Here is a 17,034-nt window from a genome sequence, read left to right as displayed (position 1 = left end):
CCCTTTCTACAGGTTGTCCTTACATCAGGACCACACCCGGCCGATGCCTTGACACTCAACTCCCGGCGCAAGGAGGCTGACCGCCATGACGTTGTCGCGTTTGTCGCGTATCCGCATCGGCTCGGCACCCGATTCCTGGGGTGTCTGGTTCCCGGACGACCCGCAGCAAGTGCCCTGGCGGCGCTTCCTGGACGAGGTCGCGGACGCCGGGTACGCGTGGATCGAGCTGGGACCGTACGGCTATCTGCCCGGCGACCCGGCCGTGCTCGGCGACGAGCTCCGCCGACGCGCGCTGCAGGTCTCGGCGGGCACCGTCTTCACCGGGCTGCACCACGGACCCGAGGTGTGGGACGCGACCTGGGAGCAGGTGGCGCGGGTGGCGGCGCTGACGCAGGCGACGGGCGCGGAGCACCTGGTCGTCATCCCCTCGTTCTGGCGCGACGACAAGACCGGCAAGGTCCTGGAGGACAGCGAGCTCACCGCCGCCCAGTGGCGTCAACTGGCCGTGCAGATCGAACGGTTGGGGAGTGAGGTACGGGAGCGGTACGGCCTGCGGATCGTCGTCCATCCGCACGCCGACACCCACATCGACACCGAGGAGAACGTCACCCGCTTCCTCGACGCCACCGACCCCGACCTGGTGTCGCTGTGCCTGGACACCGGGCACTACGCGTACTGCGGGGGCGACAGCGTCAAGCTGATCGAGACGTACGGCGAGCGCATCGGCTATCTGCACCTCAAGCAGGTGGACCCTCAAGTGCTGGCCCAAGTGCGGGCGGAGGAAGTACCGTTCGGGCCTGCCGTGGCCCGCGGCGTGATGTGCGAACCGCCGTCCGGGGAGCCCGCCCTGGAGCCGGTGCTCGCGGCGGCGCAGGGCCTCGGGGTCGACCTCTTCGCCATCGTGGAGCAGGACATGTACCCGTGCGAGCCCGACCGGCCGGGGCCCATCGCCCGCCGGACCCGACAATTCCTGCGCTCATGCGGGGCGTAGGCCGACTAGGAGCGCCCGCCCAGCGCTGCCCGGCCGGAACCTGGGAGCGGGCGCTCGGTGTGCCGCATCCACGACTGCGGCCCGGAGTCATCGGCTACCGGGGGTTCCGGCTGAACCTGGGCCGGCCGCGGAGCCGCCTGGAGGCGCCGGTCGGGGCGGTGACGCTGCTGCTCGGGTTCGAGCACGCGGTGCGCCTGCACCGGGCGGGGCGGCCCAGTGTGACGCGGATGTCCTCGGTGTCGGGGCTGCACACGGGGCCGGTGCTCGGTGAGCACGACGGGCGGCTCGCCGGCATCGAGGTGCTGATCGCCCCCTGGTACGCCTTCACCCTGTTCGGCGTCGCCCAGCACGAACTGGCCGACCAGGTCGCCGATCCGCGCGAAGCGCTGCCGCCCCGCCTCGGCAAGCGGCAGGGGCGGGCGGGCTGGGGCACCGTCGAGGATCTCGCGGGGGCCCTTGCCGCGCTGCCGGGCTGGGCCGCGCGCTTCGCCCTCCTGGACGAGGTGCTGATCCGCTGGGCCGAGGCCGGCACGCCCTGCTCGGCGCGTACGGCGCACGCCTGGGCGGAGCTGGTCCGCACCAGCGGGGCGCTGCCCGTGCACCGGCTCGCGGACGAAGTGGGCTGGAGCACAAGGCAGTTGGAGACCCGGTTCCGGGAGCAGATCGGGCTGAGCCCCAAGGCGGCCGCCCGGGTCCTGCGCCTGCAGCGGGCCCGGCGGATGCTGTCGGCGGGGTGCAGCCAGGCGGAGACCGCGGCGTCCTGCGGCTTCTACGACCAGTCGCACCTCAGTGGCGAGTTCCGGGCCATGACGGGGTGCACGCCCGGCGAGTTCGCGACGGCCCGCGGCGCCGGATCCGCTCCCGGGGGCGGCCCGCCCGGCCCCGACCGGCTCGCGGGCGAGGCGACCAGCCTGGTGCTGCCGCCCGGCCGAGGTGCGCGTTTTTCCAAGACCGGCAGGCTGGCCTGACGGCAAGGTGGGGGACCTGGCTCTCCTGAGCGGGAGTAGCGGGGGTCACCGTGAGCCGGGCCCGACGCAGCGGGTCCGGCCCGCGGTGTGTCCGGGCAACATCGGCCCCTCCGGCGTTTGAGGAGCGGGGTCCGGGGCGCTGTGCCCATCAGCGGCTTCGCCGCAGGCCCGTGACAACACCCCCATCCCGCCCACCCCCACGTGCCGGATTCGTAACCATCGTCCCCCTCCCGTCACACACGTCACGCTCACGCGGGTTCCCCGCAACAGGTGATCGACAAGGGGTCCCTCATGTACGACCGCTTCGTTCATCCGGGCACAGGCTGAGTGATCACCAGCTAGCGCACGCGTCCCGGCTCCCCCGACGGCCCCCCGGCCGCCGCCGCGGCGCGTACAGGGAGGTGCCATTCATGACCGACCGACGGCTCTGGTCGTACAAGGAGATCGCCGCACACATCAAGGTCCAGCCGGACACGGTGCGCTCCTACCGCAAGCACGGGCTGCTCCCTCCCCCGGACCTCGTCGAGGGTGGCAAGCCGTACTGGTTCGCGGACACCATTCGAGCCTGGGTCGCCCGACGGCCCGGCAACCGGGGCCGCAAGGAATGAGCCTTGCCGTCCATATCCCGGTCCCCGCGCACGCCCTGCGCGGGGACCTCTGCATGATGGAGGCATGACCGACCACGACACCCCCGCGACATCCCTGCTCAAGGAGTACGGCGCCGAGACCACCAAGCACTCCGGCGGTACGCTCCTGACGCATCTGCAGCGCGTCGAGGCGCTGCTCGTCGAGTGGGGCGCACGACCTGTCCTGGCGACCGCGGGCCTGTGCCACGCCTTCTACGGCACGGACGGGTTGCCGCTGGTCCTCCTCGAACTCTCCGAGCGCGACCGGCTGTCCGCCGCGGTGGGTACGGAGGTGGAGGAGCTCGTGTACTTCTACGCCAGCTGTGACCGCAAGGCGTCCTATCCCTCGCTCGCGGCCGAGGACGCGTCCACGGTGACCTTCCGGGACCGCTTCACGGGTGAGTCGTTCACGCCTTCGCTGCAGCAGCGGCGGGACTTCGCGGAGCTGACGGTGGCCAATGAGCTCGACCTGGCCAAGGTGAACGCGTCCTTCCGCGAGCGGAACGGGGCGGGACTTCTTGAGCTGTTCACGGGCTGGGCCCCGCTGTTGTCGGATGCGGCCCGCCGCGAGGTGACTGCCGTCCTGGGCTGAGGCCTTTTTTCCCCTCCCCGCCCCTTCCCGAAAGTCCTGCGGACGGCCTGACAAAGTCAGCCCGTCCGGCGTTTGAGGACACCGCCCGGAGGGCGGAAGGCTTCGCAGAATTTCGGGAAGGGGCGGGGAGGGGAAAAACTCACCACGACTCCTCACTCCGCACCGCCCCCGAAGGCCGAGCCCGCTCCCCCACCGCCGTCCGCAACTTCAAGGCCAGCAGCGGAAACACCAGCACCGAAACCATCGCCGCCCCCACCAACGCAGCGGCCTCGCTCGACTTCAACGCCCCGTCGTCAAGCCCGATCGTGGTGATCGCGACAACCAGCGGCAACGCCGTGGACGCGTACAACGTGAGCGCCCGGCGATCCCGTACGCCCAGGTCACGGGGTGCCAGGAACCACACCGGAAGCCCGCGTACGACGACGAACAGCAGCAGGAACACCGGCACCAGCAGCAGCGCCCGGCCACCCTCAAGCAGCGACTTCAGGTCGAACTCGATCCCCGTGACGACGAAGAACAGCGGGACCAGGAAGCCGAAGCCCATCGCCTCGATCTTCGCGAGGACCTCGTCCGCACTGTCCGGCGCCGCGCCTTGCAGCACAAGGCGCGTGATCATGCCGGCCGCGAACGCGCCTAGCAGCACGTCCAGGCCGAGCCACTGCGAGGCGCCCAGCATCAGGGCGAGCAGGAGCACCACGAAGCGGACCGCGAACTGGGCGCTGCTGTGCAGGGTCTTGGCGATGACGTTCGAGAACCAGGGCGGGCGCGGACGCAGCGCCCAGAACACGGCCGCCGCGGTCAGCAGCGCGAAGAGCGCGAGCAGGACCGTGGACTTGCCCGGCGAACGGCCGCTCAGGAGCAGCGCCATGGCGATGATCGGCCCGAACTCGCCCACCGCGCCGAACGCCATCATCACCGACCCGAAGCGGGATGACAGGTCGCCCGCGTCCCGCAGCACGGGCAGCACGGTGCCGAGGGCGGTGCTGGTGAGGGCCACGCCGATGTAGACGCCCTTGGTGTACGCGCCGCCCGCGAGCAGCGTGCCGATGCCAAGCCCCAGGGCGAGCGCGATCAGCCAGGCCCAGACCGAGCGGCGCAGGGTGTCGCCGCGGACCTTGTCGAACTGGATCTCGTACCCGGCCAGGAAGATCAGCATGGCCAGGCCCAGTTGGGAGAGGGCGTCGATGACCTGGTCGCGGTGGGCCCAGCCGAGGACGTCGGGACCGATGGCGATGCCGAGCAGGATCTCGAAGATGACGAGCGGCACCGGCAGCCAACGGCCGATGCCATAGGCGAGCAGCGGGGCGATCACCGCGATGGACATGATCAGGATCAGCGTCCCGGACTGCGACATAACGGCTGTCTACCATAAGCTCCGGACAATTCCGCCCAATTGACCGCACCCCCCATCGCCGCTTCGGGAGGCCCCTGCCGTGAGCTCGCCCGCACCCCTGCAGATCTCGCCCGGCCTGTGGAGACGCTGCCTGTGGGGCGGCCTCGCCCTGTGGCTGCTGACCGCGGTCATCACGTACGTCACCAAGAACACCACCCTGCTGCCGACCCTCATCCTGCTCGGCAGCTTCCTGGTGCCGGCCGTCTTCGTGCTGTGGGCGTACGAACGGCACGGGAGCGATCCACAGGGGGCGGGGAGCCAGACCCTGAGCATCGGCATGATCCTCGGCTGCTTCCTGGTCGGCGGGATCCTCGGGGTGCTCGGCGCCTCGGTGATGGAGTACTACCTGCTGCATCCCTCGCTCTGGCTGTACGTCGGCGTCGGCCTGATCGAGGAGGCCGTGAAGCTGGCCGCGCTGATGTGGGTCCTGCGCCGCTATCCGCAGATCCGCGGGCTGCGCGCGGGTGTGGTGCTCGGCGCGTCCGTCGGCTTCGGGTTCGCCGCGTTCGAGAGCGCGGGGTACGCCTTCAACGCCGCGGTGACCATGCAGGGCATCGATCTGCGTTCGCTGCTGCAGACGGAGATGCTGCGCGGGGTGCTCGCGCCCTTCGGGCACGGGCTGTGGACGGCGATCTCGGGCGCCGTACTGCTGTCCTTCCGGCGGCCGGACGGCCGGTTCAGGTTCGCGGGGCCGGTGATCGGGACGTATCTCGGCGTCTCGCTGCTGCACGCGCTGTGGGACTCGACGCACGGCATCGCGCTCTGGCTCGTCGCGATGCTCACGACCAGCGATCTGGACCGCTCGCTCTTCGCCCAGGGATATCTGCCGCAGCCCACTGACCAGCAGAAGCACCTCTTCACGCTCTTCTCGGTGGGGGGCATGGTCCTGGTCTCGCTGATCGGCCTCGCCTGGGCGCGCTCGCTCGCCCATCGCGACCCCACTTGGAAACGTACCCCCTAGGGGTATACGGTAGGTCCATGAGGGAGCACCGGACGCCCCGGTTTTCCCCTCATGCCACGTCTTCATCAGACTGTCTACGTACGCCCTCGACAGGAGAACGACATGACCGCCCAGACCGAGCTCCCCCAGGCCGAGACCACCGGCTCCTGCTGCTCCCCGACCGGCTCCTGCCACAGCGACAAGGCCGAGGCGAAGGCGGGCGCCGTGACCACGGTGTACCAGGTCACCGGGATGACCTGCGGTCACTGCGAGGGTGCCGTGTCGAGCGAGATCTCCGAGATCGCCGGCGTGACCTCGGTGAAGGCCGTCGCCTCCACCGGCCAGGTCACCGTGATCTCCGAGGCCGAGCTCGACGACGAGGCCGTGCGCGCCGCCGTGGACGAGGCGGGCTACGAGCTCACCGGCCGCGCCTGAGCACCACTTCCGCATCCGGGGATGCGGCGCCTGCCGGCGCCGCATCCCCCGTTCCGTTCTCAGGAAGACCCCATGCCCCCTACGGCGACTCCACCCATACCGACCGTGGACAGTTCCGAGGTCGAGCTCTCCATCGGCGGGATGACCTGCGCCTCCTGCTCGGCCCGCATCGAGAAGAAGCTCAACCGCCTGGAGGGCGTGACCGCTTCGGTCAATCTCGCCACCGAGAAGGCGAAGGTGTCGTACGCCGCCGGGGTCGAGGTCGCGGACCTGATCGGGACGGTCGAGAAACTGGGGTACACGGCCGAGGAGATCGTGCCGGCGCCGCCCGAGGCCACGGGTGCGGCCCCTCCCCTGCCGGACACCACCGACCTGGAGGCCGACGCGCTGCGGCAGCGCCTGACCGTGTCGGCGCTGCTCGCGCTGCCCGTCGTCCTGATGGCGATGGTCCCGGCCCTGCAGTTCGACAACTGGCAGTGGCTCTCGCTCACCCTCGCCGCCCCGGTCGTCGTCTGGGGCGGGCTGCCCTTCCACCGCGCCGCCTGGACCAATGCGCGCCATGCCGCCGCCACCATGGACACCCTCGTCTCGGTCGGCACGCTCGCGGCCTTCGGGTGGTCGCTGTGGGCGCTGTTCTTCGGGGACGCGGGGATGCCCGGGATGCGGCACGGCTTCGACCTCACCGTCTCGCGTACCGAGGGCTCCTCGACGATCTATCTGGAGGTCGCGGCCGGGGTCATCAGCTTCATCCTGCTCGGCCGTTACCTGGAGGCCCGCTCCAAGCGGAAGGCCGGCGCGGCGCTGCGGGCGCTGCTCGATCTGGGCGCCAAGGACGTCGCGGTGCTTCGCTCGGGCACGGAAGTGCGCGTTCCCATCGGCACCTTGGCGGTCGGCGACCACTTCGTCGTGCGCCCCGGCGAGAAGATCGCGACCGACGGGACCGTCCTTGAGGGCCGGTCCGCCGTCGACGCCTCGATGCTCACCGGCGAGTCCGTACCGGTCGACGTCGGCGCGGGGGACACGGTCACCGGCGGCTGCCTGAACACCTCGGGCCGCCTCGTGGTGGCCGCGACCCGGGTCGGCGCCGACACCCGACTGGCCCGCATCGCCAAGCTCGTCGAGGACGCGCAGACCGGCAAGGCGCAGGTGCAGCGGCTCGCCGACAAGATCTCCGCCGTGTTCGTCCCGGTCGTGATCGGCCTCGCCCTCGCCACCCTCGGCTTCTGGCTCGGCAACGGCTCGGGCCCGACCGCCGCCTTCACCGCCGCGGTCGCCGTCCTGATCATCGCCTGCCCCTGCGCCCTCGGCCTGGCCACGCCCACCGCGCTCATGGTCGGCACCGGGCGCGGCGCCCAACTCGGCATCCTGATCAAGGGACCGGAGGTCCTGGAGTCGACGCGGCGCGTGGACACTGTGGTTTTGGACAAGACCGGGACCGTCACCTCCGGAGTGATGCGACTTCATGAGGTGTACGTCGCCGAAGGCGTCCAGGAGCACCGACTCCTGCGCCTCGCCGGGGCCCTGGAACACGCCTCTGAGCACCCCGTGGCCCGGGCGGTCACCGAGGGGGCCGCGGAGCGCCTGGCGGCGGTGGACGGTACCGCCCAGGGCTCCACGGGCGTCGATCACTTCGAAGGTGTCTCGGACTTCGTGAATGTCGCGGGGCTCGGCGTGCGCGGCACGGTGGCCGGGCACGCGGTGCTCGTCGGACGGGAGCGGCTGCTCACCGAGGCGGGCATCGAGCTGCCCGCCGCGCTCGGCCACGCCAAGGAGGCGGCCGAAGCCCAGGGACGTACGGCCGTGGTGGTCGCCTGGGACGGGGCCGCGCGGGGTGTGCTCACGGTCGCCGACGCGGTGAAGGAGACCAGCGCGCAGGCGGTGCGCGAGCTGCGGGCGCTCGGGCTGCGGCCGGTGCTGCTCACCGGCGACAACCGGGCGGTGGCCGAGGCGGTGGCGGCCGAGGTCGGCATCGACGCCGCCGATGTGCACGCGGAGGCGCTGCCGCAGGACAAGGTCGCGGTGGTGGAGCGGCTGCGCACCGAGGGGCGGGTCGTCGCGATGGTCGGGGACGGCGTGAACGACGCGGCCGCCCTTGCCACCGCCGATCTGGGCCTGGCCATGGGGACCGGCACGGACGCGGCGATCGAGGCCGGGGACCTGACGCTGGTCCGCGGCGACCTCCGGGTCGCCGCCGATGCGATCCGATTGGCCCGGCGGACGCTGGCCACGATCAAGGGAAATCTCTGCTGGGCGTTCGGCTACAACGTCGCCGCGCTGCCGCTGGCCGCCGCCGGGCTCCTCAATCCGATGATCGCCGGTGCCGCTATGGCCTTTTCATCGGTGTTTGTCGTGACCAACAGTCTCCGACTGCGAACTTTCAGGTAAGAGAGACCTTCACATCGTCCCCACAACTCCCTTACGCTTGGGCCTCGTTCATCAATTCGGGGCCCTTGCGCACGTAGAGGACAAATGCAAGAGACGTAGATCACAGAGATCCGAACGTAACCATTTGCATGGCTCGCGGGTCTAAGAGTGCGATGGCTGGGACGCCTTGGGGGGCGTTCCAGACATTTGAGGACGTCTTGGGGGATGTCCTCGAACCGCGTTGGCCGGGGCACGTATACCGGGGAGCTTTGAGCGGCCCTCCCGTATATGCGCGTCCCGGCAGACACGCAGCAGGACCTGTACAGCAAGACCCGAAGCAACACCTCAGGTGCACTACCCGCAGACGCCCGGCCGGATCCCGTGGGGGGAATCCGCACCGGGACAAAGGGAAGCGCCCCGTATTGCCGGCCCGTGGGGGGACTGGCAGCGGGGCGCTTCTCTGTATCTGAGCCGTCCGGCGTTTGAGGACCGGGGTCTGGGGCGGAGCCCCAGGAAAAAACCCTTACCCCGCCCCACGCCGGAAGGCGCTAGCGAGCCTCGACCGGCACGAAGTCGCGCTCGACGACGCCCGTGTAGATCTGGCGCGGGCGGCCGATGCGGGAACCCGGCTCCTTGATCATCTCGTGCCACTGGGCGATCCAGCCGGGCAGCCGGCCGAGCGCGAAGAGCACGGTGAACATCTCGGTCGGGAAGCCCATCGCGCGGTAGATGAGGCCCGTGTAGAAGTCCACGTTGGGGTAGAGCTTGCGCTCGACGAAGTAGTCGTCGTTCAGCGCGTGCTCCTCCAGCTTGAGCGCGATGTCGAGCAGCTCGTCGGACTTGCCGAGGGCGGAGAGAACGTCGTGCGCGGCGGCCTTGATGATCTGCGCGCGCGGGTCGAAGTTCTTGTACACCCGGTGGCCGAAGCCCATCAGGCGTACGCCGTCCTCCTTGTTCTTCACCTTGCGGATGAAGGTGTCCACGTCGTTGCCCGAGTCGCGGATGCCCTCGAGCATCTCGAGCACCGACTGGTTGGCGCCGCCGTGCAGCGGGCCCCAGAGCGCGGAGATGCCGGCGGAGATCGACGCGAACATGTTGGCCTGCGAGGAGCCGACCAGACGCACGGTCGAGGTCGAACAGTTCTGCTCGTGGTCGGCGTGCAGGATCAGCAGCTTGTCCAGCGCCGAGACGACGACCGGGTCCAGCTCGTACTCGGCGGCCGGCACCGAGAAGGTCATGCGCAGGAAGTTCTCGACGTACCCGAGGCTGTTGCTCGGGTAGACCACCGGGTGGCCGATCGACTTCTTGTACGCGTACGCGGCGATCGTCGGAAGCTTCGCGAGCAGCCGGATCGTCGAGAGGTGGCGCTGCTTCTCGTCGAACGGGTTGTGGCTGTCCTGGTAGAACGTCGACAGGGCGCTGACCACGGAGGACAGCATCGCCATCGGGTGCGCGTCACGCGGGAAGCCGTCGTAGAAGCGCTTGACGTCCTCGTGCAGCAGCGTGTGCTGGGTGATCTCGTTGCGGAACGTCGCGAGCTCGTCGACCGTCGGCAGCTCGCCGTTGATCAGCAGGTACGCCACCTCGACGAAGGTGGAGCGCTCGGCCAGCTGCTCGATCGGGTAGCCGCGGTAGCGGAGGATGCCCTTCTCGCCATCGAGATAGGTGACGGCGGATTTATAGGCGGCGGTGTTGCCATATCCGCTGTCGAGGGTCACCAGTCCGGTGTTGGTACGGAGCTTCCCGATGTCGAAGCCCTTGTCGCCGACGGTGCTGTCGATCACCGGGTAGGTGAATTCGTCATCGCCGTACCGCAGTACAACCGCGTTGTCGTTGTGCTCGCTCACGTCTCGTCCCTCACCGACGTAGTGCCTCTTCTTCGAGGTGCCCTGACTGTTCTCTACCATCCCCCACTTGGCCCAGCAGAGTGCACTCGGGGTCGACCATTGGGCCTATTGACGGCACTCAGTGCCGTCAGCCTGCTCATCCTGCCCCGTTCGCCCCGGTTCCGGAAGGCCTGCGTGATGTTTACCACCGGGATGATCGATCAACGATCACGCAGGCGAATCGTCAGTTGTGACGGAGCCTGTGGTCAAGGGCCGTACAGCGTCTGCCCGCGGAAACCGTGCGCACCGCCTGCCCTACAGCCTTGCGCGAGCCGACGAGGACGACCAGCTTCTTGGCGCGGGTAACCGCCGTGTAGAGCAAGTTCCGTTGGAGCATCATCCAGGCTCCGGTGGTGACCGGGATCACGACGGCCGGGTACTCGCTGCCCTGCGAGCGGTGGATGGTGACCGCGTACGCGTGCGCCAGCTCGTCCAGTTCGTCGAAGTCGTACGGCACCTCCTCGTCCTCGTCCGTCAGTACGGTCAGCCGCTGGTCGTCGAGGTTCAGCGCGGTGACGACGCCCACCGTGCCGTTGAAGACGCCGTTCTTCCCCTTGTCGTAGTTGTTCCGGATCTGGGTGACCTTGTCGCCGACGCGGAAGGTGCGGCCGCCGAATCTCTTCTCGGGCAGGTCGGGGCAGGCGGGGGTGATCGCCTGCTGCAGCAGGCCGTTGAGCGTGCCGGCGCCGGCCGGGCCGCGGTGCATGGGGGCGAGCACCTGGATGTCGCGCCGGGGGTCGAGCCCGAATTTGGCCGGAATCCGACGGGCGGCCACGTCCACGGTGAGCCGCCCCGCCTCTTCGTTCTCGTCCTCGATGAACAGGAAGAAGTCCCCCAGGCCCTGAGTGAGCGGATGCTGCCCGGAGTTGATGCGGTGGGCGTTGGTGACGACGCCCGACTGCTGTGCCTGGCGGAAGATCCGGGTCAGCCGCACGGCGGGGACGGGGCTGCCCTCGGCGAGCAGGTCCCGCAGCACCTCTCCGGCGCCGACGCTGGGCAGCTGGTCGACGTCCCCGACCAGGAGCAGGTGGGCGCCGGGAGCCACGGCCTTCACCAGCTTGTTGGCCAGAAGCAGATCCAGCATGGAGGCCTCGTCCACCACCACCAGGTCGGCGTCCAGGGGGCGGTCCCGGTCGTACGCCGCGTCGCCGCCGGGCTTGAGTTCCAGGAGGCGGTGCACGGTGGACGCATCGGCTCCGGTGAGCTCGGCCAGGCGCTTGGCGGCCCGCCCCGTGGGGGCGGCGAGGACGACCTTGGCGTGCTTGGCGCGGGCCAGCTCGACGATCGAGCGGACCGTGAAGGACTTGCCGCAGCCGGGCCCGCCGGTGAGGACGGCGACCTTCCGGGTGAGGGCGAGGCGGACCGCCTGCTCCTGCTCGGGGGCGAGCTCGGCGCCGGTACGGGTCTTCAGCCACGCGAGGGCCTTGTCCCAGGCCACGTCCCGGAAGGCGGGCATGCGGTCGTCGGCGGTGCGCAGGAGGCGCAGCAGCTGTGCGGAGAGGGAGAGCTCGGCGCGGTGGAAGGGCACCAGGTAGACGGCGGTGACCGGCTCGCCTCCGTCGGGTCCGGGCACCTGCTCGCGCACGACGCCCTCCTCCTCGGTGGCGAGCTCGGCCAGGCAGTCGATGACCAGGCCGGTGTCGACCTGCAGCAGCTTCACGGAGTCCGCGATCAGCTGCTCCTCGGGCAGGAAGCAGTGGCCCTGGTCGGTGGACTGCGACAGCGCGTACTGCAGGCCGGCCTTCACGCGCTCCGGGCTGTCGTGCGGGATGCCGACGGACTGGGCGATGCGGTCGGCGGTGAGGAAGCCGATGCCCCAGACGTCGGCGGCCAGGCGGTACGGCTCGTTCTTCACTATCGAGATCGAGGCGTCGCCGTACTTCTTGTAGGTGCGTACGGCGATGGAGGTCGACACCTCCACCGACTGCAGGAAGAGCATGACCTCCTTGATCGCCTTCTGCTCCTCCCAGGCGTCGGCGATCTTCTTGGTCCGCTTGGGGCCGAGACCGGGGACCTCGATGAGGCGCTTCGGCTCCTGCTCGATGATGTCGAGGGTGTCCAGGCCGAAGTGCTGCGTGATCCGGTCGGCGAAGACCGGCCCGATGCCTTTGACCAGGCCTGATCCCAGATAGCGGCGGATGCCTTGGACGGTGGCGGGCAGGACCGTCGTGTAGTTCTCCACGGTGAACTGCTTGCCGTACTGCGCATGCGAGCCCCAGCGGCCCTCCATCCGCAGGGACTCCCCCACCTGGGCGCCGAGCAGCGAGCCGACCACGGTGAGCAGGTCGCCGGCGCCTCTTCCGGTGTCCACTCGGGCGACCGTGTAGCCGTTCTCCTCGTTGGCGTACGTGATGCGCTCGAGGACTCCCTCTAGCACCGCGAGGCGCGGCTGGGGGACGGCCGGGTTGGTCCCCTGATTGGTCGCAGTCGGGTTCGACATGATCCGACGCTATCGCCCGGGTCCGACAGCGCGGGCGGCCTGTGGACAACTCGGTCGCCTGCGGCTGAGGACGCACGACTGTGAAGCTGTGGACAAACTTCGAGGGGGCCCGGCCCGTCGGCCGAACCCCCTCGGTTTCCCCCTCCGTGTCAGAACCCCCCGATCCCCCCAGATCCCCCTCCGGCGGTCCTGATGCCAAGTACGACCCACGTCACCCGGCAAGGGTTGTACGACTCCGCCGAGTAATTTTCAGCAGCTTGCTGGGGGCCTCCGAAATGCCGACATAGCCGGGTGGTCGTAGCGTTTCAGGCATGAGCGAGAATTCCCTCGAGCAGGACGTGCTGGACGAGCTCAACGACGACAAGCTCCAGGAGATCGCCGGTCTCCTGGGCCCCGACGCGACCCCGGAGACCGCTCGCGGCTTCGTGGGCGACACCGTCGCGGCGCTCAGCACCGGCATCCAGGAGAAGGCTTCGGGCGCGCCCGAAGACGTCGACGAGGTCAAGCAGGCCTTCGCAGGCGCTGCCGATGCCCCGCTGCAGGGTGTGGCCGCGCTCGGCGGCGGCCTGGGCGGGATGCTCGGCGGCACCATGATGTCCGGCATGCTCGCGAAGATGAGCAAGCCGGTCGCCGAAGCGGTGGCCAAGAAGACGGGGCTGCCCGCGGAGAAGATCGCGGCGGGTATCGCGATGCTGATCCCGGTGATCATCGCGGCGATGAACAAGCGCGCTAAGAACCCGGGCGCGGCTCAGGCGGGGGCTCCGGCCCCGGCACCCGGCGCGGCGCCCGCGCCCGCCTCCGGCGAGTCGGGTGGGCTGGATCTGGGCGCGATCCTGGGCAGCATTTTGGGTGGCGGAAAGAAGTAGTCCCCACCCCGCCCCTTCCCGTAAGGCTGCCGCCGGCTTCAAAAGACTGTCCTCAAACGCCGGACGGGCTGATAAATCAGCCCGTCCGGCGTTTGAGGGATTTCGGGGAGAAATCAGCAGGCGTGTGCCACGAAGCGCTCCGCCGTCTCCCGCAGGACCTCGCGCCCGTCCCGCGCCCACAACGCCTCGTTGAAGAGCTCGACCTCGATGGGCCCCGTGTAACCCTGCTGATCCACGTACCCGCGCCACTCCCTCATGTCGATCGCACCGTCGCCGAGCTGGCCGCGCCCGGTAAGGACGCCCTCGGGCAACGGGGTCACCCAGTCGGCGAGTTGGAACGCGTGCAGACGCCCCGCGTCGGCGGCGCGGACGATCTGGGTGGGGGCCTGGTCGTCCCACCACACGTGGTACGAGTCCACGCAGACGCCCACCTGGGAGGCGGGGAAGCGGTCCGCCAGGTCGAGGGCCTGGGCCAGGGTGGAGATCACGCAGCGGTCGGCCGCGAACATCGGGTGGAGGGGCTCGATGGCCAGGCGCACGCCCCGCTCGGCCGCGTACGGGGCCAGTTCGGCCAAGGCGTCGCCGACCCGCTCGCGGGCGCCGGACAGGTCGCGGCTGCCCTCCGGGAGGCCCCCCGACACCAGGACCAGGGTGTCGGTGCCCAGGGTCGCCGCCTCGTCGATGGCCGCCTTGTTGTCGTCGATGGCGGCCACGCGCGCGTGCGGGTCGATGGCCGTGAAGAACCCGCCGCGGCACAGGGTGGTCACCGTGATGCCCATGTCGCGCAGGAGTTTGGCGGCGGACACCACGCCGTACTCCTGGACCGGCTCGCGCCACAGGCCGATGCCGGGGATGCCCAGCTCCAGGCAGGCGTCCACCAGCTCGGGCAGGAGCAGTTGCTTCACCGTCATCTGGTTGATCGAGAAGCGGGACAGGTCGCCCTCGATGCGGGACAGCTCCGTCATGGGGTCACTCCGTACACGTTCAGCAGGGACTTCATGCGGGCCTCCGCCAGCGCCGGGTCCGGGAACAGGCCGAGGCCGTCGGCCAGTTCATAGGCGCGCGCGAAGTGCGGCAGCGAGCGGGCCGACTGCAGGCCGCCCACCATCGTGAAGTGGGACTGATGGCCCGCCAGCCAGGCCAGGAAGACCACGCCCGTCTTGTAGTAGCGGGTCGGGGGCTGGAAGAGGTGGCGGGACAACTCGACGGTGGGATCGAGGAGTTCGCGGAACTTCTCCACGTCGCCGGTGTCGAGGACCCGTACCGCCTCGGCCGCGAGGGGGCCCAGCGGGTCGAAGATGCCGAGCAGGGCGTGGCTGAAACCGTGGTCGTCGCCCGCGATCAGTTCGGGGTAGTTGAAGTCGTCGCCCGTGTAGCAGCGCACGCCCTGGGGCAGCCGGCGACGCAGGGCGATCTCGCGGTCGGCGTCCAGGAGGGAGACCTTGATGCCGTCGACCTTGTCGGGGTGCGCGGCGATGACCTCCAGGAAGGTCTCGGTCGCCGCGTCCAGGTCGGTGGAGCCCCAGTAGCCCTCCAGGGCGGGATCGAACATCGGGCCCAGCCAGTGCAGGATCACCGGCGCGGAGGCCTGGCGCAGCAGGTGGCCGTACAGGTCGAGGTAGTCCTCGGGGCCGCGGGCCACGGCGGCCAGGGCGCGGGACGCCATCAGGATGGCCTGGGCGCCGCTGTCCTCGACCACGGTCAGCTGGTCCTCGTACGCCTCCAGCACCTGGCTCAAGGAGGCCGGGGGAAGCGTCAGTTGGTCGGTGCCCACTCCGCAGGCGATCAGGCCGCCGACCGCCTTGGCCTCTGCCGCGGAGCGCCGGATCAGTTCGGCAGCACCGGCCCAGTCCAGGCCCATGCCGCGCTGTGCGGTGTCCATCGCCTCGGCCACTCCCAGGCCGTGCGACCACAGGTGGTGGCGGAAGGCCAGGGTGGCGTCCCAGTCGATCCCTGCCGGGTCGTCGGGGGATATGTCGGCGAAGGGGTCCGCCACCACGTGGGCGGCCGAGAAGACCGTACGGGAGGTCAGGGGGCTTCCATCAGGGTGGGCTTGGAGCGGCTCCGTACGCGGGGCGTAGGTGTGGAGTTCGCCCTTGGCGTCAGGGAGTTGGATCACAGGGCACCTCCGGGGTGCGTCGCCGGGTGCGGGTACGTGGTGGGTGGGATTTGTCCCCTACCCGTCCCTTCCCGAAAGGCTGCGCCGCTTGGTGTCGGCTGAGGTACTGGGGGCTCCGCCCCCAGACCCCCGAGTCGCGCTCGTCCTCAAACGCCGGACAGGCTGAGAATGCGAACCCAGGACGGGATGGAAAGAGAGCAGCGGCCCCAGGACGGAATGGACGACTCACAACTCCGGCACCTCGAACCGCCGCCCCTCCGTGGAAGACCGCAGCCCCAACTCCGCCAGCTGCACCCCGCGCGCCCCCGCGAACAGGTCCCAGTGGTAGGGCTCGTCGAGCACCACGTGGCGCAGGAACAGTTCCCACTGGACCTTGAAGCCGTTGTCGAAGTCGCCGTTGTCGGGGACCTCCTGCCACTGGTCGCGGAAGGGCTCCGTCGCCGGGATGTCCGGGTTCCAGACCGGCTTGGGGGTCGCCGAGCGGTGCTGGGCGCGGCAGTTGCGCAGGCCCGCGACCGCCGAGCCCTCCGTGCCGTCCACCTGGAACTCGACCAGCTCGTCGCGGTTCACGCGGACCGCCCAGGACGAGTTGATCTGGGCGATCGCGCCGCCCTCCAGCTCGAAGATGCCGTACGCGGCGTCGTCGGCGGTCGCGTCATAGGGCTTCGACTGCTCGTCCCAGCGCTGCGGGATGTGGGTCGCGGCCAGGGCGGTCACCGACTTCACCCGGCCGAAGAGCTCGTGGAGCACGTACTCCCAGTGCGGGAACATGTCCACGACGATGCCGCCGCCGTCCTCGGCCCGGTAGTTCCACGAGGGGCGCTGCGCGTCCTGCCAGTCGCCCTCGAAGACCCAGTAGCCGAACTCCCCGCGCACGGACAGGATCCGCCCGAAGAAGCCGCCGTCGATGAGGCGCTTCAGCTTGAGCAGGCCCGGCAGGAAGATCTTGTCCTGTACGACGCCGTGCTTGATCCCCGCGGCCTGTGCGAGGCGGGCCAGTTCGAGGGCGCCGTCCAGCGAAGTGGCGCTGGGCTTCTCGATGTAGACGTGCTTGCCCGCCGCGATCGCCCGCTTCACGGCTTCCTCGCGGGCGGAGGTGACCTGCGCGTCGAAGTAGATGTCGATCGAGTCGTCCGCGAGGACCGCGTCGAGGTCCGTCGTCCAGTGCTCCAGACCGTGCGCCTCGGCGAGCGCGCGCAGCGCGTGCTCGCGGCGGCCAATGAGGACCGGCTCCGGCCACAGGACCGTGCCGTCCCCGAGGTCGAGGCCGCCCTGCTCGCGCAGCGCGAGGATCGAGCGGACGAGGTGTTGGCGGTGGCCCATGCGCCCCGTCACACCGTTCATGGCGATGCGCACCGTCTTGCGTGTCACGAAAGTCCCTCCGTACGCCCTTAGTAAGCGCTTTCTATCCAGG

General features: G+C 69.8%; 14 protein-coding genes. 8 read left to right on the top strand and 6 right to left on the bottom strand.

What is annotated here, in order from left to right; genetic code table 11:
* Positions 1 to 85 precede the first annotated feature (85 nt).
* The 4 genes from OG430_RS30925 (at position 86) to OG430_RS30910 (ending at position 3,177) form a co-directional block, all read left to right on the top strand.
* Positions 86 to 991: a sugar phosphate isomerase/epimerase family protein gene (locus OG430_RS30925; protein WP_327355921.1), complete on the top strand. Its 906-nt coding sequence runs from the start codon at positions 86 to 88 to the stop codon at positions 989 to 991.
* Positions 979 to 1,959 (top strand): helix-turn-helix transcriptional regulator, encoded by a 981-nt coding sequence (locus OG430_RS30920; protein ID WP_327355920.1) that lies wholly within the window; start codon positions 979 to 981, stop codon positions 1,957 to 1,959. The genes OG430_RS30925 and OG430_RS30920 overlap by 13 nt, the downstream gene beginning before the upstream one ends.
* Positions 1,960 to 2,369: 410 nt before the next feature.
* On the top strand, positions 2,370 to 2,567 hold the full coding sequence (locus OG430_RS30915; RefSeq protein WP_327355919.1) for a helix-turn-helix transcriptional regulator: 198 nt from the start codon (positions 2,370 to 2,372) through the stop codon (positions 2,565 to 2,567).
* A gap of 64 nt (positions 2,568 to 2,631) precedes the next feature.
* Positions 2,632 to 3,177: a DUF6817 domain-containing protein gene (locus tag OG430_RS30910; protein ID WP_327355918.1), complete on the top strand. Its 546-nt coding sequence runs from the start codon at positions 2,632 to 2,634 to the stop codon at positions 3,175 to 3,177.
* A 139-nt stretch (positions 3,178 to 3,316) separates the two neighbouring features.
* On the opposite strand, the gene OG430_RS30905 is transcribed toward OG430_RS30910, so the two are convergent.
* A complete protein-coding gene (locus OG430_RS30905) occupies positions 3,317 to 4,531 on the bottom strand; it encodes a cation:proton antiporter (protein WP_327355917.1) in 1,215 nt (404 codons plus the stop codon).
* A 79-nt stretch (positions 4,532 to 4,610) separates the two neighbouring features.
* Between OG430_RS30905 and OG430_RS30900 the strand changes: the two genes are divergently transcribed.
* The 3 genes from OG430_RS30900 to OG430_RS30890 all read left to right on the top strand — a co-directional run bounded on the left by OG430_RS30900 (position 4,611) and on the right by OG430_RS30890 (position 8,330).
* Complete coding sequence (locus tag OG430_RS30900; protein ID WP_327355916.1) at positions 4,611 to 5,531, top strand: PrsW family intramembrane metalloprotease; 921 nt, start codon at positions 4,611 to 4,613, stop codon at positions 5,529 to 5,531.
* A gap of 102 nt (positions 5,532 to 5,633) precedes the next feature.
* The gene (locus tag OG430_RS30895; RefSeq protein ID WP_327355915.1) at positions 5,634 to 5,945 is read left to right on the top strand and encodes a heavy-metal-associated domain-containing protein; all 312 of its coding nucleotides are present in this window, start codon (positions 5,634 to 5,636) and stop codon (positions 5,943 to 5,945) included.
* 72 nt (positions 5,946 to 6,017) lie between these two features.
* Positions 6,018 to 8,330: a heavy metal translocating P-type ATPase gene (locus OG430_RS30890; protein WP_327355914.1), complete on the top strand. Its 2,313-nt coding sequence runs from the start codon at positions 6,018 to 6,020 to the stop codon at positions 8,328 to 8,330.
* Positions 8,331 to 8,857: 527 nt separating this feature from the next.
* Here the strand turns inward: OG430_RS30890 and OG430_RS30885 are convergent.
* Both OG430_RS30885 and recD2 read right to left on the bottom strand, forming a co-directional pair.
* Entirely contained in the window at positions 8,858 to 10,156 is a 1,299-nt protein-coding gene (locus OG430_RS30885) for a citrate synthase (protein WP_327355913.1), read from the bottom strand.
* A 223-nt stretch (positions 10,157 to 10,379) separates the two neighbouring features.
* A complete protein-coding gene (gene recD2 / locus OG430_RS30880) occupies positions 10,380 to 12,635 on the bottom strand; it encodes an SF1B family DNA helicase RecD2 (RefSeq protein ID WP_327355912.1) in 2,256 nt (751 codons plus the stop codon).
* Positions 12,636 to 12,946: 311 nt separating this feature from the next.
* Between recD2 and OG430_RS30875 the strand changes: the two genes are divergently transcribed.
* Positions 12,947 to 13,501, top strand: a complete 555-nt coding sequence (locus tag OG430_RS30875; protein WP_327355911.1) for a DUF937 domain-containing protein — start codon at positions 12,947 to 12,949, stop codon at positions 13,499 to 13,501.
* 113 nt (positions 13,502 to 13,614) lie between these two features.
* On the opposite strand, the gene OG430_RS30870 is transcribed toward OG430_RS30875, so the two are convergent.
* The 3 genes from OG430_RS30870 to OG430_RS30860 all read right to left on the bottom strand — a co-directional run bounded on the left by OG430_RS30870 (position 13,615) and on the right by OG430_RS30860 (position 16,991).
* On the bottom strand, positions 13,615 to 14,466 hold the full coding sequence (locus tag OG430_RS30870) for a sugar phosphate isomerase/epimerase family protein (RefSeq protein WP_327355910.1): 852 nt from the start codon (positions 14,464 to 14,466) through the stop codon (positions 13,615 to 13,617).
* Positions 14,463 to 15,620 carry a dihydrodipicolinate synthase family protein gene (locus OG430_RS30865; protein ID WP_327355909.1) on the bottom strand — a complete coding sequence of 386 codons (1,158 nt, stop codon included), beginning with the start codon at positions 15,618 to 15,620 and terminating at the stop codon, positions 14,463 to 14,465. The genes OG430_RS30870 and OG430_RS30865 overlap by 4 nt, the downstream gene beginning before the upstream one ends.
* A gap of 225 nt (positions 15,621 to 15,845) precedes the next feature.
* On the bottom strand, positions 15,846 to 16,991 hold the full coding sequence (locus OG430_RS30860) for a Gfo/Idh/MocA family protein (RefSeq protein WP_327355908.1): 1,146 nt from the start codon (positions 16,989 to 16,991) through the stop codon (positions 15,846 to 15,848).
* Between the last annotated feature and the right edge of the window lie 43 nt (positions 16,992 to 17,034).

Origin of the sequence: Streptomyces sp. NBC_01304 (genome assembly GCF_035975855.1) — a bacterium.
Classification (GTDB): Bacteria; Actinomycetota; Actinomycetes; order Streptomycetales; family Streptomycetaceae; genus Streptomyces.
Note: the sequence above shows the minus strand (reverse complement) of the source record. Positions and strands in the feature narration are given on the sequence as shown.

Coding starts and splice junctions, on each gene's coding strand:
- OG430_RS30890 (WP_327355914.1), top strand. CDS start 6,018: ATGCCCCCTACGGCGACTCCACCCATACCGACCGTGGACAGTTCCGAG.
- OG430_RS30875 (WP_327355911.1), top strand. CDS start 12,947: ATGAGCGAGAATTCCCTCGAGCAGGACGTGCTGGACGAGCTCAACGAC.
- OG430_RS30920 (WP_327355920.1), top strand. CDS start 979: ATGCGGGGCGTAGGCCGACTAGGAGCGCCCGCCCAGCGCTGCCCGGCC.
- OG430_RS30925 (WP_327355921.1), top strand. CDS start 86: ATGACGTTGTCGCGTTTGTCGCGTATCCGCATCGGCTCGGCACCCGAT.
- OG430_RS30895 (WP_327355915.1), top strand. CDS start 5,634: ATGACCGCCCAGACCGAGCTCCCCCAGGCCGAGACCACCGGCTCCTGC.
- recD2 (WP_327355912.1), bottom strand. CDS start 12,635: ATGTCGAACCCGACTGCGACCAATCAGGGGACCAACCCGGCCGTCCCC.
- OG430_RS30905 (WP_327355917.1), bottom strand. CDS start 4,531: ATGTCGCAGTCCGGGACGCTGATCCTGATCATGTCCATCGCGGTGATC.
- OG430_RS30915 (WP_327355919.1), top strand. CDS start 2,370: ATGACCGACCGACGGCTCTGGTCGTACAAGGAGATCGCCGCACACATC.
- OG430_RS30910 (WP_327355918.1), top strand. CDS start 2,632: ATGACCGACCACGACACCCCCGCGACATCCCTGCTCAAGGAGTACGGC.
- OG430_RS30870 (WP_327355910.1), bottom strand. CDS start 14,466: ATGACGGAGCTGTCCCGCATCGAGGGCGACCTGTCCCGCTTCTCGATC.